A 640-nucleotide genomic window follows, 5' to 3' on the forward strand; every position below is an offset into this window, starting at 1 on the left:
TACTGGTACAGGTTCCAGCCGCCGTTTAACCCTATCGGATCCTGAACGGTGAACCGCCCGGTCTGCGGGTCGTAGTAGCGGAACAGGTTGTAGTGCAGGCCGGTTTCGCGGTCGGCGTACTGCCCGGCGTAACGCAGCGGCTGGTGTGCCAGGGCTGTATCCTGAGCCACCCGCGTGAAGCCACCGGTCTGGTGTCGCACCTCGCCGAAGCTGCCGTACTGCCCGCTCCAGCGGATACTCCCCTGTTCATCCGTTACCTCCAGCGGCGCGCCGTTGAGGTCGGTACTGAACCAGTACATCTCTCCGGCCGTGTCGTCCCTGAGATGGTCAATCCGCGCCAGCGGGCTCCAGGCCTCGTTCGGGTCGTAAATATAGGTGCTGCACTGCCCGCCGTCGTGCTGCTCCTGCAGCAGGCGGTAGCCCTGCCAGAGGAAGCGGGTTTCCGTGGTGCCGTGGGCGGTGGTGACCGTCTTGCGGATGCGTCTGCCGAGCGCGTCATAATGATAGTGTGCTTCAAAGCGGCCCTGCGGCCCGGTTCCGCGGGCAGAGAGCAGGCGGTTCTCCGCATCATAGGTGTAATGCTGCTCATACAGCCCGCTGCGGCGGCGGGTTAAATTGCCCCACGCGTCGTACTGCATGA

The 640-nt window shown here is 64.1% G+C and carries 1 protein-coding gene; it reads right to left on the reverse strand.

Annotated elements, in window-relative coordinates:
* Positions 1-640, reverse strand: a 640-nt coding sequence (locus ACTU3N_RS14640) for an RHS repeat-associated core domain-containing protein (RefSeq protein WP_443086872.1), incomplete at both ends; no start/stop codon positions are given.

This window comes from Vagococcus sp. WN89Y (assembly GCF_052220145.1).
In the GTDB taxonomy this organism is placed as follows: Bacteria; Pseudomonadota; Gammaproteobacteria; order Enterobacterales; family Enterobacteriaceae; genus Kosakonia.